This window comes from Micromonospora sp. NPDC018662, assembly GCF_044391475.1.
Classification (GTDB): Bacteria; Actinomycetota; Actinomycetes; order Mycobacteriales; family Micromonosporaceae; genus Micromonospora.
On record NZ_JBISAC010000003.1, the window covers coordinates 242,462 to 256,480 of the forward strand.

Annotated in this window: 9 protein-coding genes; 5 read left to right on the plus strand and 4 right to left on the minus strand. The window is 72.6% G+C overall.

Translation table 11 applies throughout. The features are described from left to right. Window positions 1-185 precede the first annotated feature (185 nt). The 4 genes from ACH495_RS10760 to ACH495_RS10775 are packed head-to-tail and all read left to right on the plus strand — an operon-like array spanning window position 186 to window position 5,209. On the plus strand, window positions 186-1,481 hold the full coding sequence (locus tag ACH495_RS10760; RefSeq protein WP_396857492.1) for an ABC transporter substrate-binding protein: 1,296 nt from the start codon (window positions 186-188) through the stop codon (window positions 1,479-1,481). Between the two features lie 3 nt (window positions 1,482-1,484). Continuing rightward, window positions 1,485-2,372, plus strand: coding sequence for a carbohydrate ABC transporter permease (locus ACH495_RS10765; protein ID WP_396857493.1), 888 nt, complete (start codon window positions 1,485-1,487; stop codon window positions 2,370-2,372). A gap of 3 nt (window positions 2,373-2,375) precedes the next feature. Next, entirely contained in the window at window positions 2,376-3,293 is a 918-nt protein-coding gene (locus tag ACH495_RS10770; protein ID WP_396857494.1) for a carbohydrate ABC transporter permease, read from the plus strand. Next, the gene (locus tag ACH495_RS10775; RefSeq protein ID WP_396857495.1) at window positions 3,290-5,209 is read left to right on the plus strand and encodes a glycoside hydrolase family 127 protein; all 1,920 of its coding nucleotides are present in this window, start codon (window positions 3,290-3,292) and stop codon (window positions 5,207-5,209) included. The genes ACH495_RS10770 and ACH495_RS10775 overlap by 4 nt, the downstream gene beginning before the upstream one ends. A gap of 1 nt (window position 5,210) precedes the next feature. On the opposite strand, the gene ACH495_RS10780 is transcribed toward ACH495_RS10775, so the two are convergent. From ACH495_RS10780 to ACH495_RS10790, 3 genes are all read right to left on the minus strand, one after another. Next, a complete protein-coding gene (locus ACH495_RS10780; RefSeq protein ID WP_396857496.1) occupies window positions 5,211-6,209 on the minus strand; it encodes a LacI family DNA-binding transcriptional regulator in 999 nt (332 codons plus the stop codon). Window positions 6,210-6,233: 24 nt separating this feature from the next. Then, window positions 6,234-7,757, minus strand: a complete 1,524-nt coding sequence (locus ACH495_RS10785; RefSeq protein WP_396857497.1) for a family 43 glycosylhydrolase — start codon at window positions 7,755-7,757, stop codon at window positions 6,234-6,236. A 291-nt stretch (window positions 7,758-8,048) separates the two neighbouring features. Continuing rightward, window positions 8,049-11,339: an MGH1-like glycoside hydrolase domain-containing protein gene (locus ACH495_RS10790; protein ID WP_396857498.1), complete on the minus strand. Its 3,291-nt coding sequence runs from the start codon at window positions 11,337-11,339 to the stop codon at window positions 8,049-8,051. Window positions 11,340-11,800: 461 nt separating this feature from the next. On the opposite strand from ACH495_RS10790, the gene ACH495_RS10795 reads away from it, so the two are divergent. Further along, window positions 11,801-12,847, plus strand: a complete 1,047-nt coding sequence (locus ACH495_RS10795; protein ID WP_396858033.1) for a LacI family DNA-binding transcriptional regulator — start codon at window positions 11,801-11,803, stop codon at window positions 12,845-12,847. Window positions 12,848-12,916: 69 nt separating this feature from the next. On the opposite strand, the gene ACH495_RS10800 is transcribed toward ACH495_RS10795, so the two are convergent. Further along, window positions 12,917-14,005, minus strand: coding sequence for a cellulose-binding domain-containing protein (locus ACH495_RS10800; RefSeq protein ID WP_396857499.1), 1,089 nt, complete (start codon window positions 14,003-14,005; stop codon window positions 12,917-12,919). Between the last annotated feature and the right edge of the window lie 14 nt (window positions 14,006-14,019).

Sequence of the window (14,019 nt, forward strand, 5' to 3'; positions counted from 1 at the left end):
TTCTCTGCCACGGCTGGTCGGTCGGCCAGGGGAAGCATACCGGGATCTCGATGTCGTGGGGCGGTGCCCGGGACTCGTCAAGGTATTGACACCTGCCTAAGTGGACGCCGAGAATTCCCCGAAAAGGTTTTCGGGGAGCGCCCCCGGACGCCGGCTCTGGCTCCACCAGGCGACGGGAGGCCGACATGACAACCACACCGGGTCGACGCGGGTGGCGGTCGCTGGCCGCGGTCATGGCGGCCGTCCTGGCGCTCGGCACGACGGCGTGCGGCGGCGACGACGGCGACGACCCGGGGCTGGCGCAGGCCGGCCCGAACGGGGTCGACGACGGCAGCGAGCTGACGCTGTGGACCCGGGCGCCGCTGGAGAAACAGGCGAAGTTGCTGGTCGGGGCGTACAACGCCAGCCATCGGAACAAGGTCGCACTGACCGTCGTCCCCAATGACGACTACGTCGCGAAGGTGGGCGCGGCGTCCGGCTCCGGCAGCCTGCCGGACCTGTTCGCCGCGGACATCGTGTACGTGCCGAACTGGGTCAGCCAGGGCCTGTTCCAGGATCTCACTGCCAAGATCGACGGCCTCGACTTCAAGGACGCCGTCAACCGGGGCCACCTCGGCGCCGGCACGCGCGACGGCAGGGAGCACGTGCTGCCGTTCGTGCTCGACCTGTCGATGCTGTTCTGGAACAAGAAGCTGTTCGCCGAGGCCGGCCTCGACCCGAACCGGGCGCCGGCCAGCCTCACCGAGTACGCCGCGGCCGCCAAGGCCGTCCAGGCCATCGGGAGGGACGGCGTCTACGGCACGGCCGCCGGCCTCAACTGCGGCGGCTGCCTGGCCTTCACCTGGTTCCCGTCGATCTGGGCGGCCGGCGGCGAGGTGCTCGGTGCGGACGGCACCACGTCCGACCTCGCCGGCGACACCGCCCAGCGGGTGTTCCGCACCTGGGCGGAGCTGTGGCGCTCCGGCGCGGTCCTGCCGTCCTCGGCGGGGGAGACCGGTCCGACCTGGACGGCGGCCTTCACCGAGGGCAAGGTCGGCCTGATGTTCTATCCGGCGACGCTGCTCTCGTCGACGCCGTTCGACGTCGGGGTGGCCGGCATCCCCGGCCCCGACGGCGGCGCGTCGACGTTCGTCGGCGGCGACGGCATCGGCGTGTCGAAGGACTCCAGGAAGTCCGGCCAGGCCTGGAACTTCCTGAACTGGTTGATGTCGGAGGCGGCCCAGGTCGAGGTGCTGGCGAAGAACAAGGACGTGGTGTCGCGCGCCGACCTGGCGGACAACCGGTACGCCGCGCAGGACCCGCGCCTGGTCACCATCAACCAGGTGGCCGGCCGGGGTGACACGCCTGTCGCGTTGAACTTCCAGCAGGCGTTCAACGCCCCGGGCAGTCCGTGGCTGACGCTGGTCCGCAGCCAGGTCCTCCGGGGTGGCGGCGACATCCGCGAGCAGAACGGCCAGATCACCGCCGTGCTGAAGCAGTAGGGCATGGTGGCCACCCCTCTCCGCCGCCGGGCGGGCCGGCACCGGGCGCTGCTCGGCTGGCTGTACGCCGCCCCCACCGCGGCCTTCGTCGTGGCGCTGTTCGCCCTGCCCCTGCTGCTGGTGCTCAGGATGGCGGCGTCGCGATGGCCGCTGCTCGCCGGCGACCAGGGACTCAACGCGCCCGACAATCTCACCGCCGCGGTCGGTCACCGCCTCTTCACCGACTCGGTCGTCTTCACGCTCAAGTACACGCTGCTCGCGACCGTGCTGCTGCTCGCGCTCGGGCTGGGCCTGGCGCTGCTCGTGCAGGAGTCGAGCCGGTGGAACAACCTGCTGCGCGCGTCGTTCCTCGTCCCCGGCGCGCTCGGACTGGCCTCCGCGTCGCTGCTGTTCTACGTGCTCTACTCGCCGTACGCCAGCCCGTTGGGGCCGGTGATGCGCCGGCTGGACATCACGTTCCTGGGCTCACCGAACGCGGCGCTCGCCTCGACGGTGTTCCTCGTCGTCTGGCGCTACGCGGGCTTCTACATGGTGCTCATGCTGGTCGGCCTGCAGAGCATCCCGGCGGACGTCTTCGAGGCGGCCCGCGCGGACGGCGCCAACCGCTGGCAGACCTTCCGGCGGGTGACCCTGCCGCTGCTGCGCCCGACGCTCGCGCTGACGACGGTGCTCTGCGTGACCGGCTCGCTGCTCGCCTTCGAACAGTTCTACCTCCTCACCAAGGGCGGCCCGGACAACAGCACGGTCACCGTGGTCCAGTTGATCTACCTGATCGCGTTCCAGGGCCAGAACGACCTCGGCGTCGCCGCCGCGCTGTCGGTCGTCGTGCTGGTGGCCCTGGTGCTGCTCAACGCGCTGCAACTGCGTGCCTTCCGGCCCGAGGAGCGCTGAGACGTGGCCGTCGACTCCCGCCCCACCCGGCCCACCGCGGGCGGAGCGCCCCGGCGTCCGGCTGCGGCGCCGGCCGGGCCGCGCCGGCCGTCCGGCCTCACCGTCGCCGGCGTGGCGCTCCGCACGCCGTACTGGGTGTTCACCGGCGCGCTGGCGTTGATCTTCCTCTTTCCGCTGGCCTGGACGGCGGTGGCGTCGGTGTCCCCGCACGCCGGCACGAACCAGACGCACGGATGGGGGTTCGGCAACTACCAGACCCTCGCCGGCTACCAGGCCGGCGTCTGGCGCTACCTCGCCAACTCGGCGTTGGTGTCGCTCCTGACGGTGACGCTCACCCTGACCGTCGCCCTGCTGGGCGGCTACGCGTTCGCGCGGTTCCGCTTTCCCGGCCGCAACGCGTTGTTCCTGCTGACCCTCGCCATCCTGATGGTGCCGTACGCGACCCTGCTCATCCCGCTCTACGTGCTGCTCAATCGCGTCGGGTTGCAGAATTCCCTGGTCGGTGTCGCCCTGGTGCTCACCATGTTCCAGTTGCCGTTCGCCACGTTCCTGATGCGGATCTCGTTCGAGGCGGTGCCGCGTGAACTCGACGAGGCGGCGATGGTCGACGGGTGCTCGTCGTTCGGCGCGTTGCGCCGGGTGCTCCTGCCGGCGGTCCGGCCCGGTCTGATCACCGTGGGGCTGTTCGCGTTCCTCGCCTCGTGGAACGACTTCATGGCGCCGTTGATCCTCATCAACGACTCCGAGCGGATGACCCTGCCGCTCGCCGTGGCCAACCTTCGGGGCCAGGCGCAGGGCGTCGTCGACTACGGCGCGACCGAGGCGGGCGTCGTCGTGCTCGCCCTGCCGTGCGTCGTGCTGTTCCTGCTGCTCCAACGACACTACGTGCGCGGCTTCATGTCCGGCGCGCTGAAGGGATGACGATGGCAGTCGGCGGGCCCACGGCCGCACCCGTCCTGCCGGCCCGGGGGCGGCTCCGGCCCCTCGGCGTCGGCGAGGTCCGCATCACCGACGGTTTCTGGGCGGAGCGGCAGGCGGTCAACGCCGACGCGAGCCTGCCGCACATCGGGCACTGGCTGGAGCGCGCGGGCTGGCTCCGCAACTTCGACCTGGTCGCCGCCGGCGGCCCCGGCCACGCGCGGCAGGGACGCGAGTTCTCCGACTCGGAGGTCTACAAGTACCTCGAGGCGATGGCCTGGGAGATCGGCCGCGGCGGTGACCGGGAGCTGGAGTCGACGTTCCGGCACCTCGTCCGCCGGGTCGGCCGGGCGCAGGACGCCGACGGCTATCTGCACACCGGATTCGGCCATCGCGGCCAGCCGCCCCGCTGGTCCGACCTCGAGCAGGGGCACGAGCTGTACTGCGCCGGCCACCTGCTCCAGGCGGCCGTCGCCCGTGCCCGTACCCGGCCGCACGCCGACGACGGGCTGGTGGCGATCGCCCGGCGGGTCGCCGACAACGTCTGCGACACGTTCGGGCCGGACGGGCTCGACGGGCTGTGCGGGCATCCGGAGATCGAGACCGCGCTGGTCGAGTTCGCCCGCGCCACCGGCGACGACCGCTACCGGGTCCAGGCGGCGCTCTTCCTCGACCGGCGGGGCCACGGCCGGTTGAGGGACACGGCGTGGTGCGGACCGGAGTACTTCCAGGACGACACGCCGGTACGCGAGGCGACGGTGCTCCGCGGGCACGCGGTGCGCGCGAACTATCTGGCCTGCGGGGCGGTCGACGTCGCCGTCGAGCGGGACGACCCGGAGCTGCTGAAGGCCGTACGTCACCAGTGGCGCAGCACGGTGGCGCGGCGGACCTACCTCACCGGCGGTCAGGGCTCCCGGCACCAGGACGAGGCGTTCGGCGCCGACTGGGTGCTGCCCCCCGATCGGGCCTACTCCGAGACGTGCGCGGCCGTGGGCTCGGTGATGCTGGCCTGGCGGCTGCTGCTCGCCTCCGGCGACCCCGGCTGCGCCGACCTCATCGAACGGACCCTGTTCAACGTGGTCGCCACGTCCCCGGCGGCCGACGGCCGATCGTTCTTCTACACCAACACGCTGCACCGCCGTGACCTCGGCGCCCGCCCCGACGACGACCGGCCGAGCGTCCGTGCCGAGGCCGCCCAGCGGGCGCCCTGGTTCGAGGTGTCCTGCTGCCCGACCAACGTGGCCCGCACGCTGGCCAGCCTCGGCTCGTACCTGGCCACCACCGACGACGACGGCCTTCAGATCCACCAGTACGCGCCGGCGACGGTCCTCCACCGCGGACCGGACGGGGGCGAGCGGCGGGTGACCGTCCGCACCGGGTACCCGGACGACGGCCTGGTCCGGGTTCGGATCGACAGCGACGACGAGCGGCCCTGGACGCTGTCCCTGCGCGTGCCGGCGTGGGCACGGCGGGGCGCGACGGTGACCGTCGACGGGCGGACCCGGTCGGTGCGTCCGGGCTACCTCACCGAACGACGACGGTGGCGCGGCGGCGACGAGGTCGTCCTGAGCCTGCCGGTGGAACCGCGGTTCACCTATCCGGACCCCCGCATCGACGCGGTACGCGGCTGCGTGGCCGTGGAACGCGGCCCGCTCGTGCTGGCCGTGGAGTCGGTGGACGTGCCGCCGGGCACGGACCTCGACGGGCTGTGCGTGGACACGAGCCGGCCACCCCTGCGCGCCGGCGCACGGGTGCTGGTGTGCTGCCGACGAGCCGACCGGCCCGACCGGGACTGGCCCTACGGCGACCCGACCCCGCCGCCGGCCGGGACGGAACCGGTCGAGGTGCCGCTGGTCGCCTATCACGCCTGGGCCAACCGGGGGCCGTCCACGATGCGGGTCTGGCTGCCGGTGGGCTGACTCAGCGTGCCGCCGCCGGTGGCGCGGTGCTGGCCCGGACGACGAGTTCGGGCATCAGGAGCACCCGTTCCGGGACCGGCCGGTCCCCGTCCGCGTCGAGCCGGGCCAGCAGCAGGTCCAGGCTGCGTCGGCCGAGCGCGGCGAAGTCCTGCCGCACCGTGGTCAGCGGGGGCAGGAGGTATCCCGCCTCGGGCGTGTCGTCGAAGCCCACCACGCTCACCTCGTCCGGTACTCGCCGGCCCGCCTCGTGCAGGGCGCGCAGCACCCCCAGGGCGATCTGGTCGCTGGCACAGAAGATGGCCGTGACGGACGGGTCCCGGGCCAGCCGCCGGCCCTGCTCGTAGCCGGTCCGGGCGGTCCACGCACCCGGTGCGGCGGACGGCGACGGTCGGCCGTGGGCGACCAGGTCGGCTCGCCACCCGTCGGCCCGCTCGACCGCCTCCGGCCAGTCGGCCGGCCCGGCGACGTGGTGCACTGTGGGATGCCCCAGGTCGAGCAGGTACCGGGTGGCCAGCCGGGCGCCGGCGACGTTGTCGATCCCGACGCTCGGCACGGCCTCGTCGTGTCCGCCGCCCACCCCGACGACCGCCAGGCCCTCGGACACCTGCGCCAGCGCGCCGGCCACGAACGGCTTCGGGACGATCGTGATGACCCCGTCGACCGACTCCTGGCGCAGCCGGTCGACCGCGTCCCGCACCGACCGGCGGTCCAGGCCGCGCAGCCCGGTGACGGTCACGAGGTAGCCGGCGGCACGGGCCGCGCCCTCGATCGCGTACAGCATGGCCGTCGGCCCGTACAACGTGCTCTCGTACGCGATGATCCCCAGCGTTCCGGAGCGGCGGGTGACCAGCGTGCGGGCCGCCGGGTTCCGGCGGTAGTCCAGCTCCCGCACCGCCGCCAGCACCCGGCGGCGGGTGTCGTCCCGGACGTGCGGGTGCGCGTTCAACACCCGGGAGACCGTCTGGTTCGACACCCCCGCCAGTCGCGCGACGTCGCGCATGATCGAGTGTCCCATCGGGCCGGGTCAGGCGGTCGGCTCGCCGGACGGGGCGGGGAGCCGGACCCCGGTGGCGACCGGCGTGCCGAAGTTCGGCGTGCCGTCGGCGTTCCAGGTGAACTTCTGCGCCCGGGTGCTGCGGTTCATGTCGCACCCGCCGGAGGCCGAGCTGTTCGCGTGGTAGACGATCCAGTCCTCGGTGCCGTCCGGCGAGGTGAAGAAGCCGTTGTGGCCGGGCCCGTACACGCGGTTGGCGTCACTGCGTTGGAAGACCGGCTGGGCGGACTTGACCCATGACGAGGCGTTCAGCGGGTCACCGCCGGTCCAGGTCAGCATCCCGAGCTTGTAGTCGGGCGTGCTGCAGTGGCTGGCCGAGAAGATGATGAACGTCCTTCCGTTGTGCTGGAGGACCTCGGCGCCCTCGTTGACGGAGCCGCCGACGGTCTCCCACGGGTAGGTGGCGGTGGACAGAAGGTGCCGGGTGCCGGCGGCGGTCCACGGGTTGCTCAACTCGCGGATGAAGGCGGGCTGTGCGCCGTTGTAGTAGGTGCCCAGCAGGTAGAGCCGGCCGTTGAGCCGCATGATGCTGGGGTCGAGTTCCCAGGTGTTGTCGGCGGTCGGGTCCAGCAGGTCGGCCTTGAACGTGTACGGCCCCATCGGGTCGGTGCCGGCGCTCTCCAGCACGTGGATGCGTTGGGTGCCCAGGTCGAACGGCTGGCGACCGGCGGTGTAGTAGAGGTACCAGCGCCTGCCGTTCGGGCCGTCGAGCAGGTGGAACTCGGGGGCCCACATGGTGCCCGCGCCGTTGGGCCGGGTGAGCGTGAACAGCACGGTGTCCGGCGCGCCGGCCAGCCCGTCCAGCGTCCGGGACCGGCGCATGGTGACGGTGTTGTTCCACGTCGTGGTGGCCAGGTAGTAGGAGCCGTCGTGGTACGTCAACCACGGGTCGGGCCCGTTCGCCTTGATCGGGTTGGCGTACGTGCGGGGGGTGGGGACCGGTCCGCCACCCGGGTGGCCGGTGAGCCGCCAGGTCCGGCCGGCGGCGGTGGTGCAGGGCAGTTGGACGAGCGCGGTGCCGGGCACGCCCGAGTCGTTGGCCGGCGCGACGCACTTGCCGCTGGCGACGGAGACCAGGTTCACCGTGCCGGCGGCGCCGTTGGCCGCCAGCCGGAACTGCTGGTTGGCGCCGCCGTGGCAGGCGTACTGGATGACCGCGGCGTTGTCGGCGGTGGACGCGCCGGAGATGTCGACGCAGCTGCCGGCGGTGAGCGTGGTGAGGGTCCAGCGGTCGGTCGTGCCGGCGACGGGGCTGGCGGTGAACGTCTGCCGGGCACCGGCGCCGCAGGCGGCTTGGACGAGTTGCACCGCGTTCGTGCCCGTGCCGCCGGGCACCTCGGCGCAGTTTCCGTTGGCCTGGTTGACGATGGTGGTGGTGAACGCGTCGGCGGCGTGGGCGGGGGCGCCGGGGAGCAGGGGCAGGAGCGCGGCGGCCAGCAGCACCGCGGCGGCGGCCCCACCGGTACGCCGGCGGTGGTGCGCGGACAGGTCCATCGGGAGGTCCTTTCGCTGTGGTGACGGGACGGGTGCGCGGGGGGGGGGGGGGGGGGGGGGCCCCCCCCCCCCCCCCGGCCGCGCCCCCCCCCCCCCCCGGGGGGGGCCGCCCCCCCCCGGGGGGGGGGGCGGGGGGGGGGGGGGGGGGCCCCGGGGGGGGGGGGGCCCCGGGCCCCCCCGGCGGGGGGGGGGGCGCGGGGGGGGGGGGGGCCCCCGCGGGGGGGGGGGGGTTGGGGGGGGGGGGGGGGGGGGGGGGGGGGGGGGGGGCCCCCCCCCCCCCCCCCGCGCGGGTCAGCCGACCTGGATCCGGTCGAGGTCCGGCGCCCAGCCGGTGGGGTTGCCGAAGGTGAGCGTGTTCGCGCCGGCGGTGAGGTTCACGGTCACCGGGACCGTGGCGATGGTGTCCCAGCCGCCGCTGCTCGGGGCGTTCACGGTGACCGCGGCGGCGCCGTTGACGCTGATCTGCATCGACCTCGGCTCACCCGAGGCGTAGGAGACGGTGACCGTGCGCGGTCCGGCCGTGTCCACTGTGACGTTGGTGAACCGCAGCGTGTTGGCGGCGCCGTTGCCGAGGTAGCCGACCAGGGCGCCGCCCGAGGCGCCGGCCGAGGAGCGGATCGCCGCATGTCCGGACCGCGTGTTGCCGCTCGCCTCGGCCTCGTAGGAGCCGCCGGTGGGCGGGGGTCCGGTGGTGTCGCCCCGGTGGTATGCCTGCACCTCGGTGAGCCCGGACCGGGACCCGGCCGCGTGCGTCAGCAGCACCCGGAACCGCTGCGCGGTCACCGCGGCGAACCGGACGAGGTTGAGGTTGCCCTGTGGCGTGGCCGGCGTGCCGACCTGCGCGGTGACGTTCACCCAGCCGCTGCCGTCGTGGTACTGGACCTGGTACGACGACGGCGGGCGGTAGGTGGTGCTCGCCGGGCGGCTGTCCTTGACGTACAGCCGTAGTTCGTCGACCGTCTTCGCCGAGCCGAGGTTGAGCTCGTACCAGTCCTGGGTGTTGGCGCCGCCCGCGCCCCAGAACGGCTCGTTGGTCGGGTAGCCGTCGATCGCCGCGGCGGCGCTGGTGCCGCTCGCGGTGGTCGAGGTCGTCACGGACGCGCCGGCGGCCAGGTTGGGCAGCGTGGCGGTCAGGTCCACGCCCGCCTTGGCGAGCAGGTCCACCGTGCTGGCGTCGCTGAGGACCACCTGGTTGGGGGCCCGCATCCCGGGCACGGCGGTGCTGAAGGTGACGCCGGCGGTGGCGCCGGGGAAGCTGACCGTGCCGGTGGACGGGTCGTAGACGAGCGGGACGAGCTTGTCGACGGTGACGGCGCGACTGCCGTTGACGTAGATCGAGTAGCCCTGGGGGACGCCCGGGTATCGCACCACGCCGTCGCCCGGGTCGTCCCAGACGATCGTCAGGTCGCTGTTGCGGTAGCGAACGTTGTTGACGGTGAAGTGGGACCAGCCGATCGGGATGGGGGACAGCTCGACCCGGTTGTCGTTGCGCGGTCGCAGGCCGGCCACGTCCTCGATCACGGTCCAGTTGCTGCTGCCCAGGATGTTGTGGTGGATCCAGGAGCGGTAGTCGATGCGTTGGCTGCCCGGGTTCCAGTCGGCCCAGAACTCGTTGGCGTCGGGCCACCGGGTGTCGCCGTTGACGTACTGGGCCCAGACGTTCCAGTAGAGCAGCTTCTTGTAGTCCTCGGCGCTCATCCACTGGTTGGGATACCTGCGCAGCACCGAGGAGAAGAGCCGGAACTGCACTGTCGAGTTGATGGTGGAGAAGTTGTTGCTGCCCGGGTTGCCGGCCGCCGCGGCGGCGGCCTTGTCCCGCTGGTTCGCGGTGTAGAACGGGAAGACCGGGTATTCGGCCGGGTCGGCGAAGAGCCGCAGCGCCTGCTTGTACGTGTCGGTGGCGGGCATCAGACCGACCGCGTACGGGTAGTAGTTGTTGATCTCCTTCCACGGGACGTGGGCGTTGGTCGCCACGTGCCGGTGTTCCAGCAGGTTGTCCGCCGGGTTCCAGAGCACGTTGACGATCGCGTTCTGGATCCGGCTGGCCAGCGCGCGCATCTCGGCGGCCTTGGTGGCGTTGCCGACCGCGTCGTACGCCTCGGCGGCGGCCAGCGCGCCGCTGTACTGGTACGCGCCCTCGGCCCGGTCCAGGTTGCCAGAGCGCCAGTGGAACGAGACCGCGTCGGCGTCGTTGCCGGTCAACGCGCCCCAGTCGTACTCGATGATGCCGTTGCCGTCGCGGTCGTAGTAGCCGAGCTGCCCCTTGACGTCGCCCTCGGCGTAGTGGGCCAGGCTGGCGGCGATGGCGGGCTGGCCGCCGTGGAGCTGGTAGCTGCGCCAGGCCGCCTCGGCGATGTACTGGGTGTAGCTGTTGGACCAGTTCTCCGGGTCGCCGGGGTTGTCCACGAAGCGTCCGCCCCGGGACACCTGGCCGACCGAGAGCCAGTCGCCGTAGGCGTACTTCGGGTCGCGCAGGTACTTCAGGTCGTCGATGTGCATCGGCTGGGTCAACGCGATCGCGTTGTTGTATCCCAGCGCGCCCTCCACCGACGTCGGGAACTGGAACGTCTGCCCCGGGATGTCGGCGTCGAGGTGGTTGAAGCGCATCAGCCACCAGCGGTAGTAGATGTTCTTCTTGATCGCCGGTTCCGGCACGTCGAGGTAGGGAACGTTGTCGGCCCACCACTTGTGGTACGCCCGGACGTGCGTGGTGAACGCCGCGTCGGGGGTGGCGTCGCGGTAGGCGGCGTAGTCGGTGGCCGACTGCGGGATCTCCCGGGCGGTGAACCCCATGACCACCTTCGTCTGCACGGTGGCGCCGGCGGCGACCGTGATCGAACGGGTCAACGCGCCGCCGGAGGCCGCGAAGCCGTCACCGGACAGCCGGGTGGTGAGCGTGGTGAGACCGTTCTTCACAGCGGTCGACCCGGTCAACTCGTTGCCGCTGCCGGCCGACGCGTACGGCGAGGTGGCCCGCAGCGTGAGGGTGGTCGGCGCGCTGCCGCCGTTCCTGATCGCGAGGTTGGTGACCGCGACGTTGTTGTCGGTGATGAACTTCGTGACAGTGGCCTGCACCGAGCCGCTGGCGTAGACGCTCTTCCAGTGGCTGGGCGCCTGCCAGCGCTGGCTGCTCTGCTCGGTGAAGGTCCCCGGGCTCAGCGCGATCGAGTAGGCGGCGGCGTCGCTGATGCTCTCCCAGTAGGCCACCCGGCCGCCGAAGCCGATCACCGCGGGGTTGTGCTGCTTCATGAACAGCGCCCGGCCGCGGGTCATCAGGATCCCGCCGTCGGCGTCGGACGGGTCGCTGCCGCCGGAGCGGGACAGCAGCCGGTCGATCCAGAAGTCGGTGCCCGACTTCTCCGCGTCGTAGATCGACCGCATCATGTCCCCGGTGGTGTATCCGACCGGTGGTGACGGGACCGCCGGGCCGCCGAAGGTGGGGTAGCCGATGGGCTGCGCGGCCTGTGCGGGGCTCGCGGCCACCGGGGTGAGCGCGACCACGACCACCATGGCGAGCGCCGCGCCGGCGAACCGCCGGGCCCGGGCGAGCTGTGGACTTCCGGGAGGATCCCACGTGTCCATGGGTACTCACCGAGACCTTTCGTTGTCGGGGGGTGGGGGTGCGCCGCGACCGGTCGGACCGCCGGTCCGTGGCGGGGGAGGAACGGCTGTGCGGTGGTCGACGCCCGGCCGCCGGCCACCGTCTCGCCCGGCTCGTCGGCTGCCCTGGCGACCGAGCCCGAAAACCTTTTCAGCAACATAGCACCGGATCGGGGTATGTCAATGCTTTGCGCTGCTGGTGGGCAGTCTCTGCTGCAACGATCGGTGCCTCCCCGCTCCGACGACGACCGAAAACTTTTCGGTACGGCGGACCAGGCGGGGTGCGCCGGACGGCCGGTGGTGGGCGATGCGAACCGATTCTCGAAATCCTTTTCAGAACCCGGCCGCCCGGTCGGGTATAGTCGGTACGCCTCGACGGCCCAACCCCGGTCCGGCCCGAAGGGATTCCGGTGGGTAGACGACGTTCGCAGTCGGTGACTCTGATGGATGTGGCGAAGCTGGCCGGCGTGTCGGTGGCCACCGCGTCGAAGGCGCTCAACGCCCGGGAACAGGTGGCGCCGGCCACCCGCCGACGGGTGCAGCAGGCCGCCGAGCAGCTCGCGTTCCAGCCGAACGGGCTGGCCCGTGGGCTGATCTCCGGCCGGTCCCACACCGTCGGGCTGCTGACCGAGACGCTCGGCGAACGATTCGCCTTCCCGGTCCTCAGTGGCGTGGAGAACGCGCTGGGCAACGAGCGGATGTGCGTGCTGCTGTGCGACGCCCGCGGTGACGTCATCCGCCGTCAGCACCACATCCGGACGCTGCTGTCCCGTCAGGTCGACGGGTTCGTCATCCTCGGCGACTCCAACGACGTCCGACCGTCGCTGAGCCGTGACCTGCCGGTGCCGGCGGTCTACGTCTACGGCGAGTCGGACGACCCGGACGACCTCTCCGTCCTCGCCGACGACGAGGGTGGCGGGCGACTCGCGGCCGAGCACCTGGTCTCGCTGGGTCGCCGCCGCATCGCCCACATCACCGGCCCGCAGACCTACCGGGCCGCCCGCGACCGGGTGGTCGGCCTGGAGGCGGTGCTGCGCGAGGCGGGCCTGCCGCTGGCCGGCGGCGGTCCCCGCTACGGCGACTGGTCGCAGCGCTGGGGCCGGGCGGCGACCGCCATGGTCATCAACGCCTCGCCGGACACCGACGCCATCTTCTGCGGCAACGACCAGATCGCGACCGGCGTGGTCGAGGCGCTGCGCGACCTCGGCCGGCGCACGCCCCAGGACGTGGCGGTGGTCGGGTACGACAACTGGGAGGTGTTCGCCACCGACTGCCGGCCGCCGCTGACCACCGTGGACCTCAACCTCGAACAGCTCGGCGCCACGGCGGTGAAGTACCTGTTCGCCGCGCTGGACGGGAACCCCGCGCGGGGCGTCGTCCGGCATCCCGGCCGCCTGGTCGTCCGCGACTCCACCGGTCCGGCGAGCGACCTCGGCGCGACAGTGGGTCCCGCCGGGCCGGGCCGGCTGCCGGTCGCGCCGCTGGGGTGACGGGCGGTCCGCCCGTCGACCGGCCCGCCCCCGGTGCGGGGTCCGGGCCGGCCGACGGGCCGTCGACGGTCAGGACAGGAAGGCGCCGTACGGGCCGGCGAGGATCTGGTTCTTCTGGGCCTGACTGAAGTGCGTGTTCGGGTAGTTGTAGAACGAGGCCGACATCGGGGTGCCGTCGGTGGAGGTCGAGTCCGGCAGGCCCAGGGCGTGGCCGAGTTCGTGCACCATGCCGCCGTACCAGCGGTTCATCGCGCCGTTCACGCCGGCGGCGCCGTCGGCGTCGTGCTGGCAGAGGATCACCCAGCCGCCTCCGCCGCCGCCACCGGCGCCCGGCCCCTCGGCGCTGATCTCACCGACGTTGAGCCAGCGGTTGTCCGGGGCCCGCAGGCTCAGCTTGCGCATGAGTTCCTGCTGCATGTTGAACACCGACCACCAGTACCGGTCCGAACCGTTGGGGGTGTTCTCGTACCAGGACTTCACGTGGTCGCCGTCGACCACCTCCACCACCGGGCTGTTCAGGGTGAACGTCCGGCCCAACTCCTGCCGGTAGTACCGCTGGGCCTCGCGCATCACGCCGGCGATGCCGTCCGGCCACCGCTGGTCGTACGCGACGTCGGAGGGCTTGAGCCAGTAGACGCGCACGGTGCGGACCGGCGGCGTGCCGCCGGGCGGGGGTGGGGTCGCGGTCGGCGTCGGCGTCGGGGTGGCGGTCGGTGTCGGCCCCGGCGTCGGCGGCACACCGCCGGTGCAGGTGACCCCGTTGAGCGTGAACGTGCTCGGGACCGGGTTGCCGGCGGCGGTCCGGGACCCGTTGAAGCCGAACGAGGTGGCCGCCCCGGTGCCCAGGCTGCCGTTGTAGGAGGCGTTCGTCGCGGTGACCGCGGCGCCGCTCTGCGACACGGTGGCGTTCCAGGCCTGGGTGACGGTCTGCCCGGCCGCGAACGACCAGCGCAGCGTCCAACCGTCGATCGCGTCGCCCAGGTTGGTGACCTGGACGTTCGCACCGAAGCCGCCCGACCACTCGGAGCTGACCGTGTAGGTGACCCGGCATCCCGCGGCGGCCGCGTGGCCGGTGCCGGCGGTCGTCGCGACCGCGCCGCCGAGGGCCACGGCCAGCGTCGCCGCGGCGAGCCGGAACAGGTTTCCATGGGTACGCATCGGATGACCTCCTG